This is a genomic window from Deinococcus malanensis (assembly GCF_014647655.1).
Classification (GTDB): Bacteria; Deinococcota; Deinococci; order Deinococcales; family Deinococcaceae; genus Deinococcus; species Deinococcus malanensis.
Map to the genome: position 1 here is coordinate 149,427 of NZ_BMPP01000008.1, position 23,064 is coordinate 172,490.

The window sequence follows — 23,064 nt, forward strand, 5'->3', positions numbered from 1 at the left end:
GGCCCAGGCTGCTCTGGTCAGCGGGACGTGACGCGCAGATCCTGCACCTCGCCAATCAGCCCCATTTCCTGCAGCCTGCGGGCAATCAGGGACCGGTGGCATTCCTGCGGATTGGCTTCATAACACAGCAGGGCAACGCGGGTTTTGACGGCCAGCGCGGCCAGTTCTGTCAGGGCCTCGCCCTGGGTGGCCAGATGCTGGGTGTAGCCGGCTTTCATGGCGGCAAAGTCCCTATCGAGTTTGTAGGCCTTGCGGATATCGGGCGGGGTGCCCAGCGCCCGCAGGTGGTGGTAGTCGATGCCCTGCTGCGCCAGGGCCAGGGCCAGCGCAGTTTTGCTGTAGCCCTTACGGCGGCTTTGGGCGCGTTCACGGGTGTCCACCACGGCCTGGACGCCCGCCGCCTGTAAGGTGTGCAGAAAATCATACAGGTCGGCATCCTCGTAACCGATGGTCAGCAGCGTGGGCAGGCTCATGGCTTCAGGGTAGGGGCGGGGCGACCGCGACAGGGTGTGCTGGGAAGCGTTTTCAGACGGGGCAACGCCTTGCGTAAGGGAGGGGCACAGGTCCCTGGCATGGTTACTGGCACTGACTCGCGACGTGCCCGTGCCGCCAGGCATGCGAAGGGCCCGTGAATTCAGGCTGACATACATGCCCCGTCTTCCTGTTGAAGGGTGACAAGAAGGGCTGAGTTTCAATCTGAGGGCCCACCTGCGCTGGAACCTGTTTTGCGGCCAGCGTGGATGCGCCCGTGATGATCCTCAGGACCGGTGCCGAAGCCTGGCCCTTGTTCCCCGGTTGATTTTAGGGAACTGGAAAAGACTTCTGAATACCTTTGCTGGGATTCTGCTCTGGTAACCAGTATGGAAAGATGCGACATACAGGCGCATCGCCAGGAAATGCGTCCAGGGCGCAGCTTAGGCAATCACGGCATCTTGTGGAAACGTTTTCATATTGACAGCTGTGGAGCAGCCTGTTACTTTGGCAATACACAAACTTATAGATAAAGACAGGCGGAGATGATCTTCTACTAATGTTTCATCGCTCTGGCATTACCGGAACGTGAATCCTTGTCTGATGCCATTCTGAATATGAATGCTGCCCCGTCGCCGACAGCACTCATTTCGAGGCTGCGAAAGTGGCCGAACTATTTGTCGACTGCCTGTTTATCTATGAAGCCATATTGTTCGTCGCTTTTCCTGTGTCTTCGCGGGATTGTGTGGCCCGCAAGGCATGTAAAAGAGAACCGCTGTGCAGCGAAGCAGCGGTTTTAACAAGGAGGTCGCCTGCTTTACCTTTGCACGGATCCTGTTCTTCGTCACTCGTCGGAGCATCAAAGGGGGGCAGATGTTGCACCATACCGAAGGTCAAAGTGATGTCTTTCAAAATGGTCATGTACGAACCGCACAACTTCGCCAAATTCCTCGGCAATTCCTGCTCTGGACCGGGCTGGTGGCGATCCTGAGCGCCTGTGGTCAACCGGCACCAGTAAGCGACCACGCTGCAGACAGCGGAAAGCTGCGTGTTGCCGGAGCGCGGTCCATGGATAGCCGGGATCTGGGGCCGCATGTCACGGTTTTTGATCCGGGCATGCCGGTCAGTCAGATTCAGGCTGTGCTGGACGCCACCCATGCCCGGCAGGTCAACAACGAGATGGGCACCGAGCGCTACGCCTACCTGTTCAAGCCCGGCGTATACGGCACCGACACCCAGCCGCTGCAGATCAAGGCCGGCTATTACACCGAAATTGCCGGGTTGGGGGCGTCGCCTGACGACGTGGTCATCAACGGCAAGGTCGAGGTCTACAACCGCTGTCTGGGAGACGGGGGCACCAGCAACTGCCTGGCCCTCGTCAACTTCTGGCGCACACTGTCCAATCTGACCATCAACGTCAACGCGAAGGGGCAGGATGGCTGCCGGGCCTCGGCCAACTTCTGGGCGGTGTCGCAGGCGGTCTCGGTGCGCCGGGTGGACATCCGGGGCGGCAACCTGTCCCTGATGGACTACTGCACCGCCGGGCCGCAGTACGCCAGTGGGGGATTTCTGGCCGACAGCAGGGCCCAGACCATCATCAACGGCTCGCAGCAGCAGTGGCTGACGCGCAACAGCAGCATTGGCACCTGGACCAACGGCGTGTGGAACCAGGTCTTTGCTGGGGTGATCGGTGCGCCATCCGAGGCCGAGTTTCCCACCAAGCCCTATACCACCCTGGATACGACGCCCGTTAGCCGCGAAAAACCCTACCTGTTCCTGGACGCGCAGGACCAGTATCAGGTCCGTGTGCCGTCGGCCCAGACCAGCACCCGTGGCGCCTCCTGGGAAAACGTCCTGACACCGGGCCGCACCATCCCGCTGAGTGAGTTCTTTGTCGCCCGGCCCTCGGACTCCGTGCAGACCATCAATACGCAGCTTGCCCGCGGCCGGCATCTGCTGCTGACCCCCGGCGTGTACGACGTTGCGCAGAGCATCTCGGTCAAACGGGCCCGGACCGTGGTGCTGGGCATCGGCCATGCGACGCTCACGGCGGTGGGCGGGTCGACGCCACTGCAGGTCGCCGACGTCCCCGGCGTGATTATTGCCGGGGTGACCATCGACGCCGGAACGCAGCTCTCGCCGGTGCTGCTGCAGGTGGGGAAGAAGAACGGCAACAACGGTGCCGGGAACACCGATCCCTCGGACCCGACCACCCTCAGCGACGTGTACTTCCGCGTGGGTGGACCGCACATCGGGAAAGCGGACATCAGCCTGGAGGTCAACAGTGACCATGTCCTGATCGACCACACCTGGGTGTGGCGCGCTGACCACGGCATCGAGGGGTTTTCAGGCGACACCGAGCGCTGGAACACCAACATTGGCCGCAACGGAGTCGTGATCAACGGCAATAACGTGACGGCCACCGGCCTGTTCGTCGAGCACTTCCAGGAATACAACACCATCTGGAACGGTGAAAACGGCGTGACGGTGCTGTACCAGAACGAGCTGCCCTACGATCCTCCCACCCAGGCGGAGTGGGGCCATGACGGTGTGCTGGGCTGGGCCGGGTACAAGGTGGCAGACCACGTGCAGAACCACCGGCTCTACGGCGGCGGCGTGTACGTGTTCAACCAGAACAACCCCTCAATCCGCACCGAGAACGGCTTCGAGGTGCCCGTGGCCCCCGGTGTCAGACTCCACCACATCATGACCGTGAATCTGAGCGCCGGGACGATCAACCACGTGGTCAACGGCCTGGGAGACGCGGCCACCAGCGAGCCTGGGCACATCGGCGTGCCGGTCTACCTGCGCGAGTACCCGGCCCGGTAAGCGGGGACGCGGACGGTTGCCCCCTCTTATGGGCCGGAGCACTTCTGGCCCATTTGTCATGCCGTGGGAATCCGGTAGGTCCACAGCTGTCCAGGAAGATGTTGAAAGTGGGAGACTCCTCCCCCGGTCTTGTAGCCGCAAGGTCGCGGAGAGGCTCAGCATGGGTCCAGGACATCAGTCTTCTGAAGGGCCACTTTGATCACAGCGCTGTAGTCGTTCGGTGCAGGCTCCAGAGGACAGAACCCGTTTCGTCAAGGGAGCGTCTTCTATGTTCTATGCTGCGCCGGACCTGCTTCGGGGAGAGGCCAGCCGCTGGTTCATCCCGGCCGGAAGCCACACACGGCACGTCGTCAGAGCTGCCTCATGCAGATGTTTTGTGACCGGATCAGATTTCCGGCGGGAACCCTAGATATGTTAGCCCCAGTTCACCGAACTGCCATTTCGACACATTGTGAACTGACGATTCATTTACCATAAACCATGCCGCTGTCATTTCCGAAATGGCCTTTGTCGACGCGGAATGCTGCTGCTCCGCGGGCAAAATCATCCCGAGTCAGTGACCGTTTCGAACTTGACTTGCGCGAGGCGCTGAAGGACCTGCCATACGCTGTGCAGAGCAATATGGTGCTGTCAGACTTTGTGGCCCTCACCATTGAGTCCGGGGAATCCAGGGGCGAGCTGAACCGGGAGGTCCGCAAACGGCTGGACTTCGCGATCGTGACCCAGCGCTCTGCCTTCCCTGTGGTCGGCATTATGCTGGCCGACCGCGTGTATGGGCGTGACCGGCGGCGGCCTCCGTCTGTCTCCACCGACGTTGAGGTCAAAAGCAACGTGATCGTCACGGTCCTCTACATCAACCCCAAGACCGTGGTGGGCCCGGCGATGATCCTGGACGTGCTCAAGCCCTATCTCTGAACACAAGCACTGCTCGAAACATGAACCGCGACGGGTGACTCTGTTGTCCGGTGAGGGTCTCGCAGGTGTGCCACAACCTTGTCATAGAACCTGATAACGGTAACCAGAGCAGTTGAGGGCTTCCCCTGTCAACCGCTGTGGTGTGAGTGGAGCGGGTGACTGCGACAGGCGGCGGGTAGAGTGGACGGAAGTGCGCTCCTGTCGTCTGCGCAAATGGGAACCCCTGTGAGTCGCAAGGGCAGGTGACGGCAGTACTGCCGAAACTCCGTCAATGGGCGGCGTCCGTCATGACAGGGCCAGGTCCTCGTGGCGCACCGGGAAGCTGCCTGCCGGTAGATGCATCTTCAGTTGATAAACCTAGACACGGGGGACAGCCCATGAGCGCTGTGCAACCCGGGCAAAGCGCAGAGCCGGCATACCCGGGGTACAGGCAGGAGCCAGCCGGGCCGAACAGGGCTGAGACACCCGACACACTGATGCTGAGCTGCAGTCGAGATGACGCTTGGATCAGGGCAGCCTGAAGCCCCCTGCGACGGCCATGAGCAAAGGTGCCCGCACTGCCGCACCTGTGTCCCGAGTGTGTCAATACGGCTGTACGGCTGCGCGCGAGTGGTCTGCTGACTCCGTGACCCTGCCCAGCAGCGCGGCACACGCTGCTTCACACTGCTGACAGCTTTCGGCACATAGGGCACAGTGCTGCATGTGCATCTCGCTGGCGTGCCGCTGACATTCATCTCCGCATGCCTTGCAGGCAGCCACGCAGGCCTGCAGCTGGGTGCGCAGCAGATTCTGATCGGGGGCAGTCAGGCGCGACAGGATGCGGGCTGTGGCTGCACATATATCAGCGCAGTCGAGATTCATCCGGATGCAGCGCAGCAGGTGGGCCAGATGCTCCGGTTCGCCCAGACAGGCGTCGGCACAGGCTCCGCACGCCTGGGCGCACTCCATACATGCAGCGATGCATTCGGCCAGAGCTTCCTGGTCAAAAAGGGCCTGAGGTTGCGGGTGAGCAGACAGCATGGCCTGAATCCGGGTCTTCATGGTCGGTCTCCTGGGGCACGGCGGGAGCGGTAGGCACAAGGACGTCTCTGGGAAGCGGTGGACCTGCCCTGCATGGTAGAGGGCACGGGTGCTGGGTGGATAAAACCTGACAAGCCTCAAGGGAGCGTGAAAGGGCCTTGACGGGTACGGGCTACAGCAGGCAGTTCAGGCACGGACCACTCGTTGTTTTCCACCGACGCCGTGATACCGGTGAGGGAGACACGAAGTGGTCCTCGCCAGAGGGCCCCTTGTTCCTGTCCAGCGGCGACCGGGCTTCTGCCGTTGATGGGCTCACTGCACTGCCTGTAAGACGGGCGGACTGCTCGCGCCTTAAGGAGCCATGCCCAGGACGCCGGTTATACGGGTGTCAGTATTGATTGCCTATCTTGAGGAATGCATATCCAGGCCAGCTCCCCTCTTTCCTCTGCTGAGCCTCAGGAGCAGCTGGAGGAGCGGCTGCAGTCCGCAGAGCGCCTGATCTTTTCCGACACCGAGCAGGCCAAGACCATCCTGCTGGAGCTTCAGGCCCTGGCCCAGGCAGCCGGAGACCAGTCCAGTGAGGCGTTCTCGGTGATGCTGCAGGGCAATGCGCTGTACTACCAGTCGCGCTTTCAGGAGGCCGCAGCCTGCAGTGTCCAGGCAATCGAACTTGCGCAGGCATGTGGAAATCAGGTGGTCCACGTGCGGGCACTCAACGGGCTGGGAATCAGTGCCCGCGTGCAGGGTGACTACGCCGGTGCGATGGAGTGCTACCTCGAGTGCCTGCGGATTGCTGAGGCGATGGGTGACGAGGTCAACCGGGGCCGTGTCCTGGGCAATATCGGCGTCCTGCGCATGAACATCGGTGAGTATGAGGCTGCCCTGGAAGCCGCGCAGGAGGCCCAGCACATCGCCGTCTGCCAGGAAAATGTGGTGGCCTACTCAGTGGCGACAGTCAATATTGTCGTGTCGCACTACTACCTCAAGCAGTATGAGCAGGCCCTGACCCTGGCAGCCCGGCACCTGCCGGAGGTCCGTGAGCGCAACATCCGCCAGAACGAGGTCGTGATGCAGGCCTACGTCGCCCATGCGCTGTTCGAAACCGGGCAGGTCCGGCAGGCCGCTGACCTGGCTTCCGAGGTTCTGCCGCTGGCAGAGGAGGTGGGCAACCAGGAGCATCTGGTCAACCTGCGCTCGGCCTATGGCCGGGCCCTGCACGCCCTGGGCCGGCTTGATGAGGCTGCCTCCCAGCTTGAGCTGGCCCTGGAGGTCGCCCGGGCGCGGGAAATCCGGGCACAGGAACGCAACATCCTGGGGTACCTGAGCGAGCTGAGTGCCTCCCGCGAGGAGTGGCGTCAGGCTTACCAGTACGGCCGTGAGCACCTGCACCTTGACCGGGTGCTGCATGCCCAGGACAGCGAGCGCAGAACCCGGGTCCTGGGCGTACAGATGCAGGTGGAGATGCACAAGCGTGAGGCCGAGCGTGAGCGCCAGCGCAACACCGAGCTCTCTCAGGCCAATACTGCCCTGGAGCAGGCCCAGCAGCACCTGGCCTACCGCGCCACCCATGACGCCCTGACGGGGCTGCACAACCGCGCGCACTTTCAGGCCGAGGCGGAGCGTTACCTGGCCGACCTCGCCGGCGGCGACCTGGGCATCCTGTTTATCGACCTCGACCGCTTCAAGCAGGTCAACGATACGCTCGGGCACAATGTGGGGGACGAACTGCTCAAACAGGTCGGGCAGCGCCTCCGGAATGTGGTGCGCGCCGGAGATCTGGTGGCCCGGCTGGGTGGTGATGAGTTCACGCTGCTGCTTCCGGGGCTGCGTCACGGCGCAGACGCCGAACGCGTGGCGCGCAAGGTGCTGGCCAGTCTGGCCCGGCCCTTTCAGGTGGCTGGTCATGAGCTGCATGTCACGGCGTCTATCGGGGTGGCGGTCGCGCCCCAGGACGGCACGGACATCACGACCATGCAGAAGCATGCTGACGTGGCGATGTACCGCGCCAAGCACGACGGGAAGAACGCGGTCCGGACGTTTTCTGCCGGCATGGGGGACGAAACGGCCGCCCGCATGGACCTGGAGCGGGATCTGCGAGAAGCGCTGCGCAACGGGGAATTCGTCCTGCATTACCAGGGGCAGTTCGATGTGGCCAGCGGTGCGCTGACTGGCTATGAGGCACTGGTGCGCTGGCAGCACCCGGTTCACGGCATGATTGCCCCGGGCCGGTTCATTCCGGTGGCCGAAGACAGTGGCCTGATCGGTCCGCTGGGCGACTGGGTGCTGCGTGAGGCCTGCCGTCAGGCCCGGGCTTGGCGGGCCGACGAACGGGGGTTGACCATAAGCGTCAACGTCAGCCCGGTGCAGTTTGACACTGCTGATTTTGCCCAGCTGGTTCAGGGGGCCCTGCAGGAGGCCGGCATCAGACCGGAATGCCTGATGCTGGAACTCACCGAGAGCACGGTGCTGCGTGACGTGTCAGCGGCTTCCGAGCAGCTGCAGCGCCTGCGCGCGCTGGGAGTCGGGATCGCGCTGGACGACTTTGGCACCGGGCAGAGCGCCCTGAGCCTGCTGCGTCACATCCCGATCGATCAGCTCAAAATAGACCGCTCCTTTCTGCCGGGGCCGGACGACACCGATGAAAGCGCCCAGGTGTTCCTGCGCTTGATGGTCATGCTGGGGCAGGCGCGAAAACTCAACGTGGTGGCCGAAGGGGTCGAGACGGCCGAGCACCAGGCGCTGCTCAGGGAGATGGGCTGCCCCACCGCCCAGGGGTTCTTCCTCAGCCGGCCGCTCCCGGCACAGCAGGCTCAGGCCCTGTTGCCCGACATGAATCATGCGTCGCCCGCTCCCGTGGCTGCGCCCGAGCTTCACATGGCGTCCGACTGAGGTGAGGGAGGAGACCAGAAGCTGGTGAGGGTCTGAAGCGGCCCCGGGTGGAAGCCTTGGTCCGCCCGGAACAGCCTCATTCAGCAAGGCGCAAATGAGGCGGGCGCCGGATCCGGCGCCCGCCTGTTCAGCTTTCTGCCTCGCTCAGGACGCGAACTGCTGGCGCATCAGCATGATCTTGAGCTCGTGTGGACTGGTCGCGGAGGCCATAGCGTCCGCTTCGCTCATCAGGCCGGACATCACCAGATTGCCCAGGTGCTGGTCGAAGGTGTGCATGCCGCGCAGGCCGCCTTCCAGCAGGGCCTGCTTGATTTCCTCGGTCCGGTCGGCGTCCTTGACGCACTCACGCACGGTCGGTGTGCCTAGCAGCACCTCCATGCCCAGCACGCGGCCTCCGCCCAGTTTGGGCAGCAGGCGCTGGCTGACAATGCCCACGATGCTCTCCGACAGGCCCTGGCGGATCTGTTCGCGTTCGTGCGGCGCGAAAAAGTCGATGATGCGGTTGACGGTGCGGATGGCGTCCTGGGTGTGCAGCGTGCTCAGCACCAGGTGGCCGGTCTGGGCAGCCGAAAGCGCGGCTTCCACGGTTTCCTTGTCGCGCATCTCGCCGATCAGGATCACGTCGGGGTCCTGGCGCATCGCGGCGCGCAGGCCGTTGGAAAAGCTCATGGTGTCGATCCCCAGCTCGCGCTGGCTGATCATGGCCTGCTTGTCGCGGTGCAGGATCTCGATGGGGTCTTCCAGCGTGACGATGTTGACGGCCTGATTCGCGTTGATGTGGTCGATCAGGCTGGCCAGGGTGGTGGTCTTGCCCGAGCCTGTCGGGCCGGTCACCAGCACCAGGCCGCGTTCCTGGGCCGCGAGGTGCTCGAAGGTCGTTTCCGGCAGGCCCAGCTGGGCGAAACTGGGAATGGGTTTTTCCTCAATGACGCGCATGATCAGGCCCAGGGAGCCGCGCTGGAAGTAGGCGTTGACCCGGAAGCGCGCCAGCCCAGGAATCCCGTAGGCGAAGTCGGCCTCACGGGTGGTCATGAACTCCTCCCACATGCCCGGGCGGGTCATCATTTCCCGCGCGAAGCCCTCGACATGTTCGGGCAGCAGTTTGGTGTCGCCGTAGCGCTTCATCTCACCATTGACCCGCCCGGCAGGGGCACTGAAGGACCTCAGGTGGATGTCACTGGCCCCCTCGTTGACTATTGCGCTCAACACGCTGTTCAGGACGCTCATCTTGAACTCAGGGTAAAGAGAGGCGTCTTACAGGAATCCTCCAGGACACGACATGGAGGCGGGCATGTGGTTCAGGCGCCCAGCGCCTCAGGCTCACGGTTCGAGCGCAGCCGGCGGCTTTCCAGGTCGCCGTGCTGCGTCAGGTAGCGCACCCAGGCCTTCGCAGTCAGCGGACCCAGGCCGTTGTGCTCCACGGTCAGACTGTCGTCCGGGGGCGAGACGTGCAACTGGCGGACCAGCTCTACCGTGCCGGCACGGACCTGCGAAAGCAGTTCGCGCAGCTCACGCAGGCTGGCATCCTGGGGTGGGCGGTACTGCCGCGATTCGTCGCGCTGAAAAGGCTGCTGGCCAAGCGCGACTTTCAGGCGTTGCTGTCCCCAGCGTTCGATGCTGATGATGTGGCCCAGCAGCTCGCGGTTGGCGGGCGTGTCGGCCGCCCGCGCCGCCCGGCCCGCCAGGAAGGTCCCGGAGCGCTCCAGGCTCTGGCCCAGCTCGGTGTAGCTGCTTCGTCCGGCCGGAGCCTCAAGCACCCGCGACACCACGAAATCCTTCACGTCGTCCTTGCGCACCCGCGCCAGGTAAGCTGCTCCGGCTGCCACGCCGACGGTGGCGACCGTCACGACCGTAGGAACAAGGGCTTTTTTCCGGCTCATGCCCCCGAGTCTACGGAGGGGCTGCCCGCCGGAGCCAGTGGGAATGTCTTGGGACTCTGCACACCGCGCGGCGTGCCGACCAGCGCCACCACCGAGTCGGGGGGACACGGCAGCCGCGACGAGAGCATCAGCGGATGCGCCAGGGTGAACTCGGGAACCTCCAGACCCAGGGCACTCAGGTGCAGGCCACGGGCGGCCCAGCCGTATCCCTTGCCCAGCCGCCCGCCCTGCTCATCGGCCGCCACACTGCCCAGCACCACGCCCTGGGCGCCATCGGGGCGCAGCACCGGCTCGCCGTAGTCAGGCAGGGCGCTGAGTTTCGCCCCTGCTGGATCGGTCACGCGCCAGTACCAGCCCGCCTTTTTCTGGTGAGGCACGTACAGCGTGACGCCCGACTGCAGGGCCAGCTTGCGCAGCGGGTACAGCGCCCGTTCCGGTCCTACCACCAGCACGCGCAGCGCGGCGACGTCCGGATGACGCAGCAGGTGACCGGCTGCGTCCCGCGCCCCCTTGAAGTTCGGATGGTGGCCGTGCGGCGGCAGCGGATAGCTGCACTGACGTTCACGCATCAGGGTGGTCCACACCTGCTCGCGCCAGGCACCGGGGGTCACGGCATAAGCGTCCTGCGTCATGCAGGCAGTGTAGGGTGCCGTCTACGATAGGCACATGACGGTCTTACGTGTCGCGGCGGGCGCCTATCCCATCGACTTTCTCAGCGGCTGGGCCGCAATTGAGGCCAAGCTGGGAAGCTGGGTCGCCGACGCGGCTGCGCAGGGCGCCCAGCTGCTGGTGTTTCCTGAATATGGGGCGCTGGAGCTGATCAGCCTGTTGCCGGCCGAACTGCATCACGACATTCATGGCATGCGTCCGGCCCTGCAGCCCCTGCTGCCGGAGTTTCTGGCCCTGCACGCCCGGCTGGCCCGGCAGTATGGGGTGGCCATCGTGGCGGGCAGTGTGCCGGTGGCACAGGGCAGCGTCTTCGTCAACCGGGCCTATGTCTTCGGACCGGACGGAGAGTACAGCCACCAGGACAAGCTGATGATGACCCGCTTCGAGGATGAGGAATGGGCCATCTCACCGGGCAACGGCGCACGGGTCTTTGAACTGCCCCTACCCGGAGGGGACCGCGTGAATTTCGGAATCGCCATCTGCTACGACAGCGAGTTCCCGGGTCTGGCCCGCACGCTGGCCGAAGGTGGCGCGGAGGTCCTGATCGTGCCCTCGTTTACCGGTGCCCGCGCCGGCTACACCCGGGTCCGCGTGGGCAGCATGGCGCGCGCACTCGAAAACCAGTTCTATGCGGTGCATGCGCCTCTGATCGCCGACGCGCCCTGGACCTATGCCGTGGAGGACGCGGTGGGCCAGAGTGGCGTGTATGCCCCGGCCGACAACGGCCTGCCGGACGACGGGCTGGTGGCCCAGGGCGAGTGGAACACGCCCGGATGGCTGGTGACCGACCTGGACCTGACCCTGACCCGGCAGGTCCGGCGCGACGGCCACGTCCTGAACTGGCGCGACCGCCACGCCGCGCAGGATCGGCCCACACCGGCGGTGCAGGTGGCGCTGGGGCCAAAAGCCCATGCCTGAAAGTACGGTCGAAGTAAGGCTCCTGGGCCCTGCCAACGGGGTTGCCTACCGCGAGGTCCGTCTGTCGGCCCTGCGCAGCGATCCGCTGGCCTTCCTGACCACCGCAGACGAATTTGCGGCCCGCTCGCTGGAAAACGTGTCGGACCGTCTGATGCCCTCGGACACTGCGGCCAACCTGGGGGCGTTTCTGGACGGCCGGCTGGTGGGCATTCTGACCCTGGCCCGCGAAAAGCCGGCCATCTTTGCCCACCGGGTCAACATATACGGGGTATCGGTGCTGACCAGCGCCCGTGGTCGGGGCTGTGGACACACCCTGATGGAGGCAGCCCTGGCCCACGCGCGCACCTGGCCGGGCGTGACCAGCCTGCATCTGGCGGTCATGGATACCCAGCACGCCGCCCGGCGACTGTACGAACGTCACGGTTTTGCGGTGTGGGGCACGCAGCCTGACGCGGTGCGCCGGGATGGTCAGGTCCTCAGCGAGCACTGGATGTGGCGGGCGCTGGAGCCTTAGCGGGCAAAGGTACCACTCCTGCGGCCTGTGCTGACGCTGAAAGCCAGTGGTTCAGGAATGATGCTGACAAGATTTCCTGAAGTTGCTGAGATGGCGCAGCGTGGTCTTATCTTCCGCCCGTTACAACCAGCGCATGCTGAAGGCGCGGGCAAGGACCGTCTGTGCCGGGGACGCCAGTAGCCCGCTGAGAACCTGTTCGCGTGCCTGCCGGGCGAGCCCATGCCCTGGCCGGCCAAACAGCATATTCAGCTCCGCCTGCCGGGTGGCGAGACGGGCGGAGCGCTGACGGGCCCGTTCATAGTGCTGAAAGTGATGAACCGGCAGGGAACCCTGAGTGGCTTCGTGGAGCAGCGGTGCAAGTGCGTCGGCGTCCAGCCAGCCCAGGTTCATCCCCTGGCCGCCGATAGGGCTGACCTCGTGGGCCGCGTCACCGATCAGCAGTACCCGGCCTTTGGCCATGCGCCGGGCGGCGTGGTGACGCACTCCAAAGGCGCTGAGCATGTGACACTCCTGTGCCGGGAGGTGCAGCCCCGTTCGCTGCCGGACCAGAGCAGTCAGGTCCGCGGCTACTGCTGCAGTGAGCAGGGCGTCCGTGCGGACGACCCAGCGCCGCAGTCCGCCGGGCAGGGGAAAGGACTCCACCACCCCGCCCTCGGCCAGGTAGATCACGGCCGCCTGCCGGAAGGCGGTGGTGTCCGGGAAGTCTCCCATCAGGTACTTGTCCGGGTAGGTCCCGCCCGGATAGGCGACGCCGGCCAGCTGCCGCACCACACTGCGGCGCCCGTCGGCTCCCACCAGGAAACGGGCCCGCAACGTCTCGGTCTGCCCCTGGGCCCGGGCAACCCCGCTGATCTGCGACCCCTCATCACGCAATGTCTGCCACTCGGTGCCCCGCCGTAGAGTCCCGGGCGCCAGCTCCCGGAGCCGTTGTTCCAGAATCTGCTCGGTCTGCTGCTGGGGGAGCGACAGGATAAAAGGAAAGGCCGATGAGGTTCCCCGAAAGCTGAGTTCCCCCAGCAGGGCGCGCTGACTGCGGACGATTCCGCTGGTCATGCGGACGCCGGCGTCCAGCAAAGGCTGACTCAGGTTCAGCCGGTCGAAGGCTTCCAGAGCGGGCGGGTGAATGCCGATGGCGCGCGAGTGCGCTCCCGGTTCCGAGCGGCGCTCCAGCACCTGAAAGCTCATCCCACGCGCGGCCAGCAGGCAGCCCAGGTACAGACCCACCGGTCCGCCGCCCACGATCAGGACGTCAAGCATGGGGCCGGGACCGGTAGGTCAGCAGGTTACGGAAGGGAAACTGCCGCCGGGCCACCCAGCCTGGGGGCGCCAGCGCAGACAGTTCCGTATGCGTGTAGCTGCGGCGGATCGACAGCAACCCGTCCTCATGAATGAAGGACCCGGGAAAAAATCGCGCGGTCCCGGCCCGGAAAGCGGCGTAGGCCAGGGCGCTGCGCTCGATGTCGTTGTGGATCACCAGCCCACGGCACAGCTGCTCACTGTCCTGGAGCACGGTGGTCAGTTCCTCAGCCGTCAGGTGGTGCAGCAGATGGTTGGAGGTGATGAAGTCAAACTGCTGGCCCTCCCACACCAGGTCGCTGCTGAGGGCCTGACGGAACTGGACCTGCGCCGGGGCAGGACGCGCCGAAGCGTAGGCGATAGCCCGTGAATCGGCGTCTATCGCAGTGATACGGAGCATCAGGCCATCCCGCTTGGCCCAGCGGGCCAAGCGGAGGGGCACGTCCCCACCACCACAGCCGATGTCCAGCAGGGTACGTGGCACCGCTGGCGAGAGCCCAGGGCGCAGGTGCCGGGTGTAGATTCTTCGCCAGCCGGAAACCAGGATATTGATGATCCCGAACTGCGCGTAGGTATGTCGGAGCTTCTGCGGGTCACAGTCCGGCTCGTCCATGCGTTCGTGCAGCCCGGCGGCCCGCCGGGAAAAATCCAGCTTCATCAATCTAGTCCGGACATCTTGGTCAGCAGGCCCGATTCCACGGTCAGGCCCGGGCCGAATGCCAGCGCGCCGATGCGGTCGTGATCCGCTGCGCTGGCCAGCAGATCAGCCAGGATAAACATCACCGTCACGCTGCTCATGTTGCCGTACTGCCGCAGTACTTCCCGGGAAGGCTGCAGTTGCCGGTCACTCAGCTCCAGACTGCCCTGCACCTTGTCCAGGATGCTGCGCCCGCCAGGATGGATGGCCCAGTGCTCCACGGCGCTGTAAGGGGCGCCGGCCAGGGCTGGTTCGTGGGCCAGCAGCGGTGCCAGTGCGCCCTGAATATGCGACTCGATAATGGCCGGGACATAGGTGCTGAGCACCATGTCATAGCCCTGGTCGCCGATGGTCCAGGCCATATCGGCCTCGCCGACCCCCACCGGAGTCAGGGTGGTCTCAAAGTGATCCATGCGCAGCACTGGGGTTCCCGGCGAGGGTGGCCGCGCGGTGACCAGCGCAGCAGCAGCGCCGTCGGCAAAGACGGAATTGGCAATCAGGGTGTCGGGGTCGTTGGAGGAGTGCATATGAATGGTGCACAACTCGGCGCACACCACCAGAACCACGGCTTCCGGGTCCGCCTCGCAGAAGGCCCTGGCCATTTTCAGGGCAGGGAAGGCCGCATAACAGCCCATAAAACCGACATGGAAGCGCTGTACGTGTGGCGCGAGGCCCAGTGCGCGGACAATGGCGTAGTCGGGACCAGGAGCAAAGAATCCAGTGCATGACACCGTCACGACATGGGTGATCTCTGCCGCGCTCAGGCCGGGTGCGGCGGCCAGGGCCTGACGGGCAGCCTGCACAAAGAGGCGGGTCGCCTCCACCGTGTAGAAGTCGTTGCGCGCTCCGGTGCTGGGTCTCAACATCTGCCCCGTGGTGTGGTCGTAGAACAGACCGGGCTCCTCGTCAGGCCCCCGCAGGAAGTCCTTGACCACGCTGTACCGCTGGTCGATCCCCGAGGCATTGAAAATGCTGGTGGTCAGGCGCTGGCCCAGGCGGTCGAGTTCCGGCTGGGCCCGGATCAGGTCCCGGATCATGGTCTGCGGGTAGGCCGTTTCCGGGAGTGCAGGTTGCAGAGCGTGGAGGTAAACGGCCATACCCCAGCCTACGGGGGCAAGCTGATGGGTTCCGCTTGGTTTCTTAAAGCAGCCTAGGGCAAGCAGGGGTGCTCCCAGCGGAAGGTCGGTGTGCCTGGAGATCAGCCTGATTCAGGATATCTGCGCCTGGTGGCTGTCGGTCTTCTGGAGCAGCCCTGGCGTTCCCCCTATGCCTGATCCGCAGGGCGGCCTCAGCCTGGGTAAATGCGTCTTCACGTGGTCTGCCAACGTCTTTATGGGCCCCTCCATACGGTGAGCAGATGAGCCAGAGCAATCATCGCGTGCCACTGTCGCCCCGCACCGCCGCTCTGGGGGGCCTCGGCGCCGCCATGGCCCTGACGCTGGCAGCGCGTGCGGTCCGGAAGGCACGCGGACACGGAACCCTCAGGGGCAAGGTGGTGGTCATTACCGGGGCGTCAAGCGGTATCGGGCGGGCGGTGGCGCTCGAATGCTCGGTCCGGGGAGCCAGGGTCGTTCTCGCAGCACGCCATCAAGAGCCCCTGGAGCGCGTCGCGCAGGAGGTGCGGGACCTGGGCGGCGAAGTGCTCGTCGTTCCCACCGACGTCCGCGAGCGGCTGCAGGTCGAGCGGCTCGTCGCGCAGGCCGTGAACCACTTTGGACAGCTCGACGTGATGGTCAATAACGCCGGAAAGTGGTTCATCGACACGGTCGAACACAGTGAAGAGGCGCGCACCCGTGACCTGATCGAGCTCAACATGATGGGCGTCCTGTATGGGGTGCAGGCAGCGGTGCCGGTCATGCGCCGGCAGGGCTCCGGCCACATCATCAACACCTCCTCGGTGGAGGGGCGGATCAGCTTTCCCTTTACCGGCGTGTATGCCGGAACCAAGGGGTTCATTGAATCAATGACACAGTCGCTGCGGCAGGAACTGATGCATGTCGAGAAGACGGGCATAAAGGTCACCGTGGTGCTGCCCGTGACGACCCGGACCGCAATTTTCGACAATGTTGCCAACATCAAGGCAGGAGGTCTGGGTGCCCACATGAACGCGCCTGTGCAGGAGGCCGCGTACGTCGCCCGGGGCGTTGTGGACGCGATGGAGGTCTACCGGCCCGTGGTTTTGCCCTTCACGCCAATGAAGGGTCTGGTGCTGTTCTATGACCTGTTCCCGGACTGGGCCAACCGCCTGCTGACCCTGGTGCGTGTCGACGAGTCCGCGTCTGTCTTCAGCTACGCGCGGCGGGGCAGTTACCAGGACGAGCGCCCGCATACGCCACTTGTGGGGTCCGGCTAGACGGAAGGCGGATCGAACCTGCCGTAGCGCAGCGCTGTCTACTCGGGCCCAGGGTTCATGATTCGTCCAGTCATGAAGGGCAGTTCAGGGGACCGGCAGCTGACGATACAAAGACCGAATTTAAGCTCGGACACACCCCTGAACCGGCGCAGGCCGGCGCAGGCGGGTCCTGAAAAGGCAGATTTTCCCTCAGCTCAAAGGAGACGACATGCGTAGCCAACAGAAAAATCCGCTTTCCGAGGCCCTGAAAGGTGGGGTGGCCGGTGCTGCTGGTGTGTGCGCCATGGACCGCGTCGGCTGGTACATGTACCGGCGGGAAGACGCCAGGACCCTTCAGCGCGAACTGGCTGCGCGCCCCGGTGGCCTGGACCCGGCGCATAACATTGCCAACCGGCTGGCGGGTGCACTGGGAACCGAGCTCAGGCCCCGGCAGCCCAACCCCTGGGGCATAGTGGCTCACTTTGCCCTCGGTATTCTGCCCGGGGTGCTGTATGGGGTGCTGCGTCACCGCATCAGGGTTCTCCCCGAAGCTCAGGGCTTCCTGTACGGTGCTGGCCTTTTTGTGCTGAATGACGAGATTGTCAACGCGGTGTTCAAGCTGTCGGGGCCACCCCAGGCCTATCCGTGGCAGGCCCATGCCCGTGGTCTGGTGTCGCACGTCGTTCTTGGTATGGTCACGGACGCCGTCCTGCGCGTTATGGACCGTGAACTTCATCCGTCTCGCCCGGAACAGGTGACTCCTGCGGTCTGAGTGTTGAGAGACACGCCTTACACGTCGTTCCCAAAGGAGGCCCGCATGCCCAATCTCGCCAGAGTCGTGCAGGCCGGTCTGCTCGGCGGGCTCGCCATGGAAATCCTCGCGCTGCTGATGTACCAGACGCGGACGACGCCACTGAGCATGTCCCGCTATGAGGGCGGTCTTCTCACAGGGGAAGCGGACCGCCTCGGCAGCCGGGCGGCAGGTGTTGGAGCACATCTGATGCTCTCGGTCCTGATCGCGGTGCCCTATGCGCTGCTTATGCAGCGAACGCGCCAGACCGGCCCTGGGGCGGGCAGTCAGCTGGGAATACTGCACTGGCTGATCGTCGGCCTGGTCCTGCCGGGTCTGGACCGGATGAATCCGATGGTCCGCTCAGGCCAGATGCCCGCGCTGAGGATTTTCGCATCCGGGTACGGTCCCGTGACGATGGCGCTCTTCCTGGCTGGACACCTGGTGTACGGCGCTGTCGTGGGTGCCGTACACGACCCGGATCGGCAGAAGTGATTCCCCAGGCCTGTAAGCCTGCGCAACATTGACAGGTCTGCGCTTCTTAGGCCACCCGGCGCATGGCTTTTTTCTGCTGCTGCTTTAGCCTGGCGCATGACACCTTCCTTTATCCGTCCGCCTCGCCTGCGTTCCGGTTCGCGTGTGGCGGCCCTGAGTCTGTCGAGCGGATTTGTGACGGAAGTGATGGCCCGCTATCAGGCCGGCGTCCGGCAGGTGGCTCAGGAATTTGGCTGGGAAATAGTTCCTGCTCCCAACGCCCTGCGTGGCCCCGAGTACCTTGACGCCCACCCGGAGGCGCGGGCCGCCGATCTGCACTGGGCCCTGCACAGCGCGGACATTCACGGCATGGTCAGCATCATCGGCGGCGACGACAGCGTCCGGCTGTTGCCGCATCTGGACCTGGACCTCATCCGTGCCCACCCCAAGGTTTTTCTGGGGTACAGCGACAGCACGGTGACTTTGCTGCAGTTTCTGCGCGCAGGGGTAATGGCCTACCACGGCCCGTCCCTGCTGACCGACCTGGCCGAGAACGGCGGCATGCACCCCTTCACGGTGCAGGGAGTCCGCCGGGCCCTAATAGACGAGCCACAGCCCTTTACGCTGGCCCCGGCCCCGGAATGGACCGAGGCCGGCAGCGACTGGACTGCAGAGGACCACAACATCCGCCGGCCCTTTGACCCAGGCGACGGCTGGACCTGGTTGCAGGGCAGGTCCCCGGCCCAAGGCCACCTGATCGGTGGGTGTCTGGAGGTGCTGGACATGCTCAATGGCACCCCCGGCTGGCCCGCACCCGGGTTGTGGAACGGCGCGGTTCTGGCCCTGGAAACCAGTGAGGACGTGCCAACACCGTCTCAGGTAGGGTACTGGCTGCGCAATTACGCGGCGCAGGGCATTCTGGGGCGCGCTGCCGGAGTGCTGCTGGCCCGGCCTCGTGGCTATACCCCGGAGATGACCGGGCAACTGCACGGCTGGGTCCGGCGTGTGCTGCGCGAGGCTGGCCGCGAGGATCTGCCGGTGGCCGCAGGGGTGGACTTCGGGCACACCAGCCCGCAACTCACCCTTCCATTTGGAGCACAGGTGCAGCTTGATCCGCAGGCCGGCCGGATCACGGTGTGGCCCTGACCTCCACAGCCCGTGGCTTTCTGACCCGGCGTCATGCCAATGAAAGAACAGGGCAGTATCATGCCCGGCGTGCGGCTGCTGCTGCTTTCCGATACCCATGCCAACCTGCCCGCCCTGCAGGCCGTTCTGCAGGACGCGTCAGTGCGTGGCTACGATCAGGTGGTGCACCTGGGGGACGCGCTGGGCTACGGCCCGTTCCCGGTCGAAGTTCTGGAACTTCTGCGTGAGCTTGACGCTACCTGTCTGCTGGGCAACCACGAGCAGATGCTGCTGGAGTACGCTTCCGGCAAACGCCAGCCACGCGAAAGCGTGGTGTCGCAGGCCCTGACCTGGCAGCTGAGGGAGCTGAGTGCCGACCACCTGAGATGGGTGGGGAGTTGGAAAGACGGAATCGACGACCCGGATGTAGGTGCGCGCTACCGCCACGGCACCCCGGTCAGTCTGGACGCTTACGCCGACTCGGTCACGGCGGCGAGGGAGGTCTTCCAGAACTGGCAGGGCCGCCTGGGCTTCGTGGGCCATACCCACGTTCCGGTGGTGTACGCCACCCTGAACGCCCCGGTTGGTGAATGGGTCAAGGCCCAGGCCTTTCCGGACGGCGGCAGTTACATGGTCGCGCCGACCACCCGCGTGATCCTGAACCCTGGCAGCGTGGGTCAGCCGCGAGACGGCAATCCCCAGGCCAGTTACGCGCTGTTCGATACCGTGCGTGCACATTTCCAGGTCTTCCGGGTGTCCTATGACCTGCAGCGCACCCAGGACGCGGTGCTGGCCGCCGGACTGCCGCCGGTGCTGGCCGCGCGGCTGAGCGTCGGCAAGTGAGCGTGGGCAGGTGATCACGACCGCTGACGCCCTGCGCAGCGCCGTGACCCTGCACGGGCCCCTGCTGGAACAGACCGGGGTATTTGGTGGCAACGCCCTGCTGCTGACCGGCCCGGCGCGGGTCGGGAAGCTGGCCCTGGCGCACGCCGTGGCTGCGCAGCACAACTGCACAGGTACCCGTGGCATGTACAGCGAGGCGTGCGGCCAGTGCCCTTCATGCCGCGCGCTGGTGGCTGGAGCCCACCCGGACCTGTTGCTGATCGAACCGCGGGCCACGACCACCACCGGCAAGGCCGCGCGGCGCAAGCTGATTCCCATCGGCGCGGTTCTGGAAGCCCGTGACAAGAGCCGCGAGTACGACGTACATGTCTTTGAGTTCCTGGAAGTGCGTCCTACCCACCGCCAGCGCGTGGTGATCGTGAATGGCGCCGAGTTCCTGGGCCAGGAAGCCGCCAACGCCCTGCTGAAACTGGTCGAGGAACCGCCACACGGCGCGCTGTTCGTGTTTCTGGCCGAGGACCTGCGCTCGGTACTGCCCACCATCGTGAGCCGCAGTGCGCGGCTGAGTGTCACGCCGGCCAGCGACCGCGCCATGGAATTTGCGCTGAGCACCCAGGGCCGCGCGGTTGACGAAGCCCTGGTGGCGTTTGCGGCCGGCCGCGCCGGGGTGCTGGAGAGCCATGAAACGGTCCATGCCGCTCTAGCCGGCGCTGCCGAGTTCACCGAGGCGCTGGGGGTGGGCCTGCTGACGGCCCTGGAAGCCGCTGAGCGCCTGGAAAAGCACTGGGACGCGGCCTGGCACCCTGAAGCGCTGCGTTTCACCTGGCGCACCCTGCCGCCTCACCAGCGGGCCCGCGCCGACACGGCCCTGGAGGCGTTGCAGGGCGCTCTGGAGTCCTACGCCAGCCCCAGCCTGAGCTTTCAGGTGTTCGCCCTGAATTTGCGGGACGCCTTGGGCCACGCCTGAAGCTGGACTGCCGGTCTTCCCGCTACACTCCGCGCATGGCTGCCTCTTTTCAACACGGTGACGTGCGCGTCTGGCCGGTATCTACCGGTCCACTCCAGGAGAATGCGGTGCTGGTGGCCGGCGCGCAGAACCAGGGCTTCCTGATCGATCCGGGGGACGACGCCGCGCGGCTGCTGGACGTGGTGCGTGACTCTGGCGTGACGGTGCAGGGCATTCTGCTCACGCATGCGCACTTCGACCATATCGGCGCGGTGCAGCCGCTCCGAGAAGCACTGAACGTACCGGTGTGGCTGCATCCGTCCGACCGGGCGCTATACGACCTGGGGGCAGCCAGCGCTGCCCGCTGGAACCTGCCGTTTGTGCAGCCCTCGGCTCCGGACCATGACATTACGCAGGATCAGGTGTTTCAGGCTGGGGACCTGAGCCTGACGGCGCGCGAACTGCCAGGGCACGCGCCGGGCCACGTGGTGTTTTTGGGGGGCGGCTTCGTGGTAGCCGGTGACACCCTGTTTATGGGCGGCATCGGGCGCACGGACCTGCCGGGTGGCAATCATCTGCAGCTGATCACTGGAATTGCCACCGAACTGCTGAGCCTGCCGGACGACACGGTGGTGTATCCGGGGCACGGCCCGCGCACGACCATTGGGCGGGAGCGCCAGACCAACCCGTTTCTGACCTGAGGGCATACGGAAAGCGCAGCCCGAATAATACCGGGCTGCGCTTTCCGTGAATTCTGGAGAGGTTAGAAGCCGCTGACGTTCAGGCGGCCGTTGGTGACGCTCTTGCCGTTCATGCTGGCGGTAGGCGTGGTGGTGGCTGCGTCCATGATGGCCTTCTTGAGTGCTGCGCCCGTGGCACCGCTCGTGGCCGCGTGCAGGGCTGCGCCACCCGAGACGTGCGGCGTGGCCATGCTCGTGCCGCTGTAGGCTCCGTAGGTATTCTTCGGGAGCGTGGACATGACACTAACGCCTGGCGCGCCCAGGTCGACGGTGTTCGCGCCGTAGTTGGAGAATTTGGCGAGCGCACCGGCCTTGTCAATTGCTGCGACGGCGATTACACAGTCGTACGTACCGTTGGCCGTGCACTCGTAATTGCTGGGGTAGTTGGCGGTGGTGTCGTTGTTGTCGCCCACACCATCGCTACCGCCGTTGCCCGCTGCGGCGATGAACAGGATGCCGGCGTCACCACCACGGTTGATGGCGTCGAGCAGGCCCTGCGAGAAGCCGCCCCCGCCCCAGGAGTTGCTGGTCGCCACGATGTTTAACTTATGCCGCGTTTTCAGGTCAGTGAAGTAGTCCACCGCCTTGATCGCGTTTGCAGTAGTTCCTCCCCGCGAGCCGAGGAACTTGCCGCTGATCATGGTGACGTTCCAGTTGACACCCGCGACGCCGACACCGTTGCCACCGACCCCACCGATGGTGCCGGCCACGTGGGTGCCGTGCTCGTCGGTACCTTCGCGCTTGTTACCGTCATAGATCGTGTTGTTGCCGTTGGCGAAGTCCCAGCCACGCGTGTCGTCCACGTAGCCGTTGCCGTCATTGTCCACCCCGTCTGCAGCGTCAAAGGGGTTAAGCCAGATGTTGGCAGCCAGATCAGGATGGGTAAACTGAATGCCCTCGTCGATCACGCCGATGTAGACATTCTTGCTGCCGATGTGGTTGGCAGCCCATGCCTCGCCCGCCTGGCTGCCGAACCCGTTGGCGGGGCTGGTCGCGTTGCCGTACATGCCCCACAGGGTGCCGTCGGTGTAGTACGGGTCGTTGCTGGTTGCCTGATGCTGATAAATCCAGTTCGGCTCGGCAAAGCGCACCAGACCGCTGGCCTGCAACTGGGTGATCTTGGCTCCCTCGCTCCGTCCGTCAGTAATGCGGGCCCGCAGTAAGGGAGCGCCGTCCGTTACTGCCAGGGTCTCCTGGCTCTGCACGCCCAACCCACTCAGGGCCGTGACCGTCTGTGCGCTCAGGCCGCTGCGCAACTGCACCAGCACCTCTCCTTCAACGAACTCGGGACCGGAAGCCACCGTTTCCGGAACCTGCGCGATTGGAGCTTCCATTCCAGGTCCCTGAGCACTGGGAGTCTGACCACAGGCGGCGAGCAGAACAGAGAGGGTGAACACACCAAACAGACGGGTACGGTTCATAAAGCCTCCTGAACAAATCGGCGATATTCAGCTATAGGACGTTCATGAACTCTAGACAGGCTGCTCAGGAGCTGATGTAACAACTTCACAATTCCAAGAAAAAGTCTTTGTATCGCAAAGAAGCCATAAGTCCGGCTGAACTAACCTTAATCGAATGTACTTTTTTAGGGCATAGGGGGGATGAAAAGGGAAAAAGGGCTTGCTTCCTGGTCCCGCCTTGTTGAACTCATTCCAGCAACACCCCAAGATTGCTCTTCACTTGCCCTACCAACAAAGTGAGACGTACTCTTGTTCC

Annotated in this window: 22 protein-coding genes; 12 read left to right on the forward strand and 10 right to left on the reverse strand. The window is 64.6% G+C overall.

Features of this window, described 5'->3' with window-relative positions; translation table 11 throughout:
• Positions 1–17: 17 nt before the first annotated feature.
• Both IEY49_RS11210 and IEY49_RS11215 read right to left on the reverse strand, forming a co-directional pair.
• On the reverse strand, positions 18–473 hold the full coding sequence (locus IEY49_RS11210; RefSeq protein WP_189008359.1) for a DUF488 domain-containing protein: 456 nt from the start codon (positions 471–473) through the stop codon (positions 18–20).
• A gap of 694 nt (positions 474–1,167) precedes the next feature.
• Complete coding sequence (locus IEY49_RS11215; protein ID WP_189008482.1) at positions 1,168–1,392, reverse strand: hypothetical protein; 225 nt, start codon at positions 1,390–1,392, stop codon at positions 1,168–1,170.
• Between the two features lie 147 nt (positions 1,393–1,539).
• Here IEY49_RS11215 and IEY49_RS11220 point away from each other — a divergent pair, with 147 nt between their 5' ends.
• Entirely contained in the window at positions 1,540–3,300 is a 1,761-nt protein-coding gene (locus IEY49_RS11220; RefSeq protein ID WP_229780749.1) for a pectate lyase-like domain-containing protein, read from the forward strand.
• A gap of 621 nt (positions 3,301–3,921) precedes the next feature.
• Complete coding sequence (locus IEY49_RS11225) at positions 3,922–4,215, forward strand: hypothetical protein (protein ID WP_189008364.1); 294 nt, start codon at positions 3,922–3,924, stop codon at positions 4,213–4,215.
• Positions 4,216–4,797: 582 nt separating this feature from the next.
• Here the strand turns inward: IEY49_RS11225 and IEY49_RS11230 are convergent.
• Positions 4,798–5,256, reverse strand: coding sequence for a four-helix bundle copper-binding protein (locus tag IEY49_RS11230; protein ID WP_189008367.1), 459 nt, complete (start codon positions 5,254–5,256; stop codon positions 4,798–4,800).
• A 393-nt stretch (positions 5,257–5,649) separates the two neighbouring features.
• Here IEY49_RS11230 and IEY49_RS11235 point away from each other — a divergent pair, with 393 nt between their 5' ends.
• On the forward strand, positions 5,650–8,124 hold the full coding sequence (locus tag IEY49_RS11235) for a putative bifunctional diguanylate cyclase/phosphodiesterase (RefSeq protein WP_229780750.1): 2,475 nt from the start codon (positions 5,650–5,652) through the stop codon (positions 8,122–8,124).
• A gap of 144 nt (positions 8,125–8,268) precedes the next feature.
• Here IEY49_RS11235 and IEY49_RS11240 read toward each other — a convergent pair whose 3' ends face one another.
• The 3 genes from IEY49_RS11240 to IEY49_RS11250 all read right to left on the reverse strand — a co-directional run bounded on the left by IEY49_RS11240 (position 8,269) and on the right by IEY49_RS11250 (position 10,636).
• Positions 8,269–9,351, reverse strand: a complete 1,083-nt coding sequence (locus IEY49_RS11240) for a PilT/PilU family type 4a pilus ATPase (protein ID WP_189008370.1) — start codon at positions 9,349–9,351, stop codon at positions 8,269–8,271.
• 71 nt (positions 9,352–9,422) lie between these two features.
• The gene (locus IEY49_RS11245) at positions 9,423–10,004 is read right to left on the reverse strand and encodes a DinB family protein (protein ID WP_189008373.1); all 582 of its coding nucleotides are present in this window, start codon (positions 10,002–10,004) and stop codon (positions 9,423–9,425) included.
• Entirely contained in the window at positions 10,001–10,636 is a 636-nt protein-coding gene (locus tag IEY49_RS11250) for a 5-formyltetrahydrofolate cyclo-ligase (protein WP_189008377.1), read from the reverse strand. The genes IEY49_RS11245 and IEY49_RS11250 overlap by 4 nt, the downstream gene beginning before the upstream one ends.
• A gap of 34 nt (positions 10,637–10,670) precedes the next feature.
• Here IEY49_RS11250 and IEY49_RS11255 point away from each other — a divergent pair, with 34 nt between their 5' ends.
• A complete protein-coding gene (locus IEY49_RS11255) occupies positions 10,671–11,591 on the forward strand; it encodes a carbon-nitrogen hydrolase family protein (RefSeq protein ID WP_189008380.1) in 921 nt (306 codons plus the stop codon).
• The gene (locus IEY49_RS11260; protein WP_189008383.1) at positions 11,584–12,105 is read left to right on the forward strand and encodes a GNAT family N-acetyltransferase; all 522 of its coding nucleotides are present in this window, start codon (positions 11,584–11,586) and stop codon (positions 12,103–12,105) included. Before IEY49_RS11255 ends, IEY49_RS11260 begins: the two co-directional genes overlap by 8 nt.
• Positions 12,106–12,225: 120 nt before the next feature.
• On the opposite strand, the gene IEY49_RS11265 is transcribed toward IEY49_RS11260, so the two are convergent.
• The 3 genes from IEY49_RS11265 to IEY49_RS11275 are packed head-to-tail and all read right to left on the reverse strand — an operon-like array spanning position 12,226 to position 15,195.
• Positions 12,226–13,362 carry an FAD-dependent oxidoreductase gene (locus IEY49_RS11265; protein ID WP_189008386.1) on the reverse strand — a complete coding sequence of 379 codons (1,137 nt, stop codon included), beginning with the start codon at positions 13,360–13,362 and terminating at the stop codon, positions 12,226–12,228.
• Complete coding sequence (locus IEY49_RS11270; protein WP_189008388.1) at positions 13,355–14,059, reverse strand: class I SAM-dependent methyltransferase; 705 nt, start codon at positions 14,057–14,059, stop codon at positions 13,355–13,357. Before IEY49_RS11270 ends, IEY49_RS11265 begins: the two co-directional genes overlap by 8 nt.
• Positions 14,059–15,195, reverse strand: coding sequence for a type III polyketide synthase (locus IEY49_RS11275; RefSeq protein ID WP_189008391.1), 1,137 nt, complete (start codon positions 15,193–15,195; stop codon positions 14,059–14,061). Before IEY49_RS11275 ends, IEY49_RS11270 begins: the two co-directional genes overlap by 1 nt.
• A gap of 260 nt (positions 15,196–15,455) precedes the next feature.
• On the opposite strand from IEY49_RS11275, the gene IEY49_RS11280 reads away from it, so the two are divergent.
• The 7 genes from IEY49_RS11280 (at position 15,456) to IEY49_RS11310 (ending at position 21,309) form a co-directional block, all read left to right on the forward strand.
• Positions 15,456–16,451 carry an SDR family NAD(P)-dependent oxidoreductase gene (locus IEY49_RS11280; RefSeq protein WP_229780751.1) on the forward strand — a complete coding sequence of 332 codons (996 nt, stop codon included), beginning with the start codon at positions 15,456–15,458 and terminating at the stop codon, positions 16,449–16,451.
• Positions 16,452–16,659: 208 nt separating this feature from the next.
• Positions 16,660–17,202, forward strand: a complete 543-nt coding sequence (locus IEY49_RS11285) for a DUF1440 domain-containing protein (protein ID WP_189008394.1) — start codon at positions 16,660–16,662, stop codon at positions 17,200–17,202.
• A 45-nt stretch (positions 17,203–17,247) separates the two neighbouring features.
• Positions 17,248–17,715 carry a hypothetical protein gene (locus IEY49_RS11290; protein WP_189008397.1) on the forward strand — a complete coding sequence of 156 codons (468 nt, stop codon included), beginning with the start codon at positions 17,248–17,250 and terminating at the stop codon, positions 17,713–17,715.
• A 96-nt stretch (positions 17,716–17,811) separates the two neighbouring features.
• A complete protein-coding gene (locus IEY49_RS11295) occupies positions 17,812–18,840 on the forward strand; it encodes a S66 family peptidase (protein WP_189008400.1) in 1,029 nt (342 codons plus the stop codon).
• Positions 18,841–18,900: 60 nt separating this feature from the next.
• Positions 18,901–19,662 (forward strand): metallophosphoesterase family protein, encoded by a 762-nt coding sequence (locus IEY49_RS11300; protein WP_189008402.1) that lies wholly within the window; start codon positions 18,901–18,903, stop codon positions 19,660–19,662.
• A 10-nt stretch (positions 19,663–19,672) separates the two neighbouring features.
• Entirely contained in the window at positions 19,673–20,629 is a 957-nt protein-coding gene (locus IEY49_RS11305; protein ID WP_189008405.1) for a DNA polymerase III subunit delta', read from the forward strand.
• Positions 20,630–20,664: 35 nt separating this feature from the next.
• Entirely contained in the window at positions 20,665–21,309 is a 645-nt protein-coding gene (locus tag IEY49_RS11310; RefSeq protein ID WP_189008408.1) for an MBL fold metallo-hydrolase, read from the forward strand.
• 62 nt (positions 21,310–21,371) lie between these two features.
• Here the strand turns inward: IEY49_RS11310 and IEY49_RS11315 are convergent, their stop codons facing one another.
• Positions 21,372–22,769: a S8 family peptidase gene (locus IEY49_RS11315; protein ID WP_189008411.1), complete on the reverse strand. Its 1,398-nt coding sequence runs from the start codon at positions 22,767–22,769 to the stop codon at positions 21,372–21,374.
• Positions 22,770–23,064 lie beyond the last annotated feature (295 nt).

Coding starts and splice junctions, on each gene's coding strand:
- IEY49_RS11210 (WP_189008359.1), bottom strand. CDS start 473: ATGAGCCTGCCCACGCTGCTGACCATCGGTTACGAGGATGCCGACCTG.
- IEY49_RS11215 (WP_189008482.1), bottom strand. CDS start 1,392: ATGACCATTTTGAAAGACATCACTTTGACCTTCGGTATGGTGCAACAT.
- IEY49_RS11220 (WP_229780749.1), top strand. CDS start 1,540: ATGGATAGCCGGGATCTGGGGCCGCATGTCACGGTTTTTGATCCGGGC.
- IEY49_RS11225 (WP_189008364.1), top strand. CDS start 3,922: ATGGTGCTGTCAGACTTTGTGGCCCTCACCATTGAGTCCGGGGAATCC.
- IEY49_RS11230 (WP_189008367.1), bottom strand. CDS start 5,256: ATGAAGACCCGGATTCAGGCCATGCTGTCTGCTCACCCGCAACCTCAG.
- IEY49_RS11235 (WP_229780750.1), top strand. CDS start 5,650: ATGCATATCCAGGCCAGCTCCCCTCTTTCCTCTGCTGAGCCTCAGGAG.
- IEY49_RS11240 (WP_189008370.1), bottom strand. CDS start 9,351: ATGAGCGTCCTGAACAGCGTGTTGAGCGCAATAGTCAACGAGGGGGCC.
- IEY49_RS11245 (WP_189008373.1), bottom strand. CDS start 10,004: ATGAGCCGGAAAAAAGCCCTTGTTCCTACGGTCGTGACGGTCGCCACC.
- IEY49_RS11250 (WP_189008377.1), bottom strand. CDS start 10,636: ATGACGCAGGACGCTTATGCCGTGACCCCCGGTGCCTGGCGCGAGCAG.
- IEY49_RS11255 (WP_189008380.1), top strand. CDS start 10,671: ATGACGGTCTTACGTGTCGCGGCGGGCGCCTATCCCATCGACTTTCTC.
- IEY49_RS11260 (WP_189008383.1), top strand. CDS start 11,584: ATGCCTGAAAGTACGGTCGAAGTAAGGCTCCTGGGCCCTGCCAACGGG.
- IEY49_RS11265 (WP_189008386.1), bottom strand. CDS start 13,362: ATGCTTGACGTCCTGATCGTGGGCGGCGGACCGGTGGGTCTGTACCTG.
- IEY49_RS11270 (WP_189008388.1), bottom strand. CDS start 14,059: ATGAAGCTGGATTTTTCCCGGCGGGCCGCCGGGCTGCACGAACGCATG.
- IEY49_RS11275 (WP_189008391.1), bottom strand. CDS start 15,195: ATGGCCGTTTACCTCCACGCTCTGCAACCTGCACTCCCGGAAACGGCC.
- IEY49_RS11280 (WP_229780751.1), top strand. CDS start 15,456: ATGAGCCAGAGCAATCATCGCGTGCCACTGTCGCCCCGCACCGCCGCT.
- IEY49_RS11285 (WP_189008394.1), top strand. CDS start 16,660: ATGCGTAGCCAACAGAAAAATCCGCTTTCCGAGGCCCTGAAAGGTGGG.
- IEY49_RS11290 (WP_189008397.1), top strand. CDS start 17,248: ATGCCCAATCTCGCCAGAGTCGTGCAGGCCGGTCTGCTCGGCGGGCTC.
- IEY49_RS11295 (WP_189008400.1), top strand. CDS start 17,812: ATGACACCTTCCTTTATCCGTCCGCCTCGCCTGCGTTCCGGTTCGCGT.
- IEY49_RS11300 (WP_189008402.1), top strand. CDS start 18,901: ATGCCCGGCGTGCGGCTGCTGCTGCTTTCCGATACCCATGCCAACCTG.
- IEY49_RS11310 (WP_189008408.1), top strand. CDS start 20,665: ATGGCTGCCTCTTTTCAACACGGTGACGTGCGCGTCTGGCCGGTATCT.
- IEY49_RS11315 (WP_189008411.1), bottom strand. CDS start 22,769: ATGAACCGTACCCGTCTGTTTGGTGTGTTCACCCTCTCTGTTCTGCTC.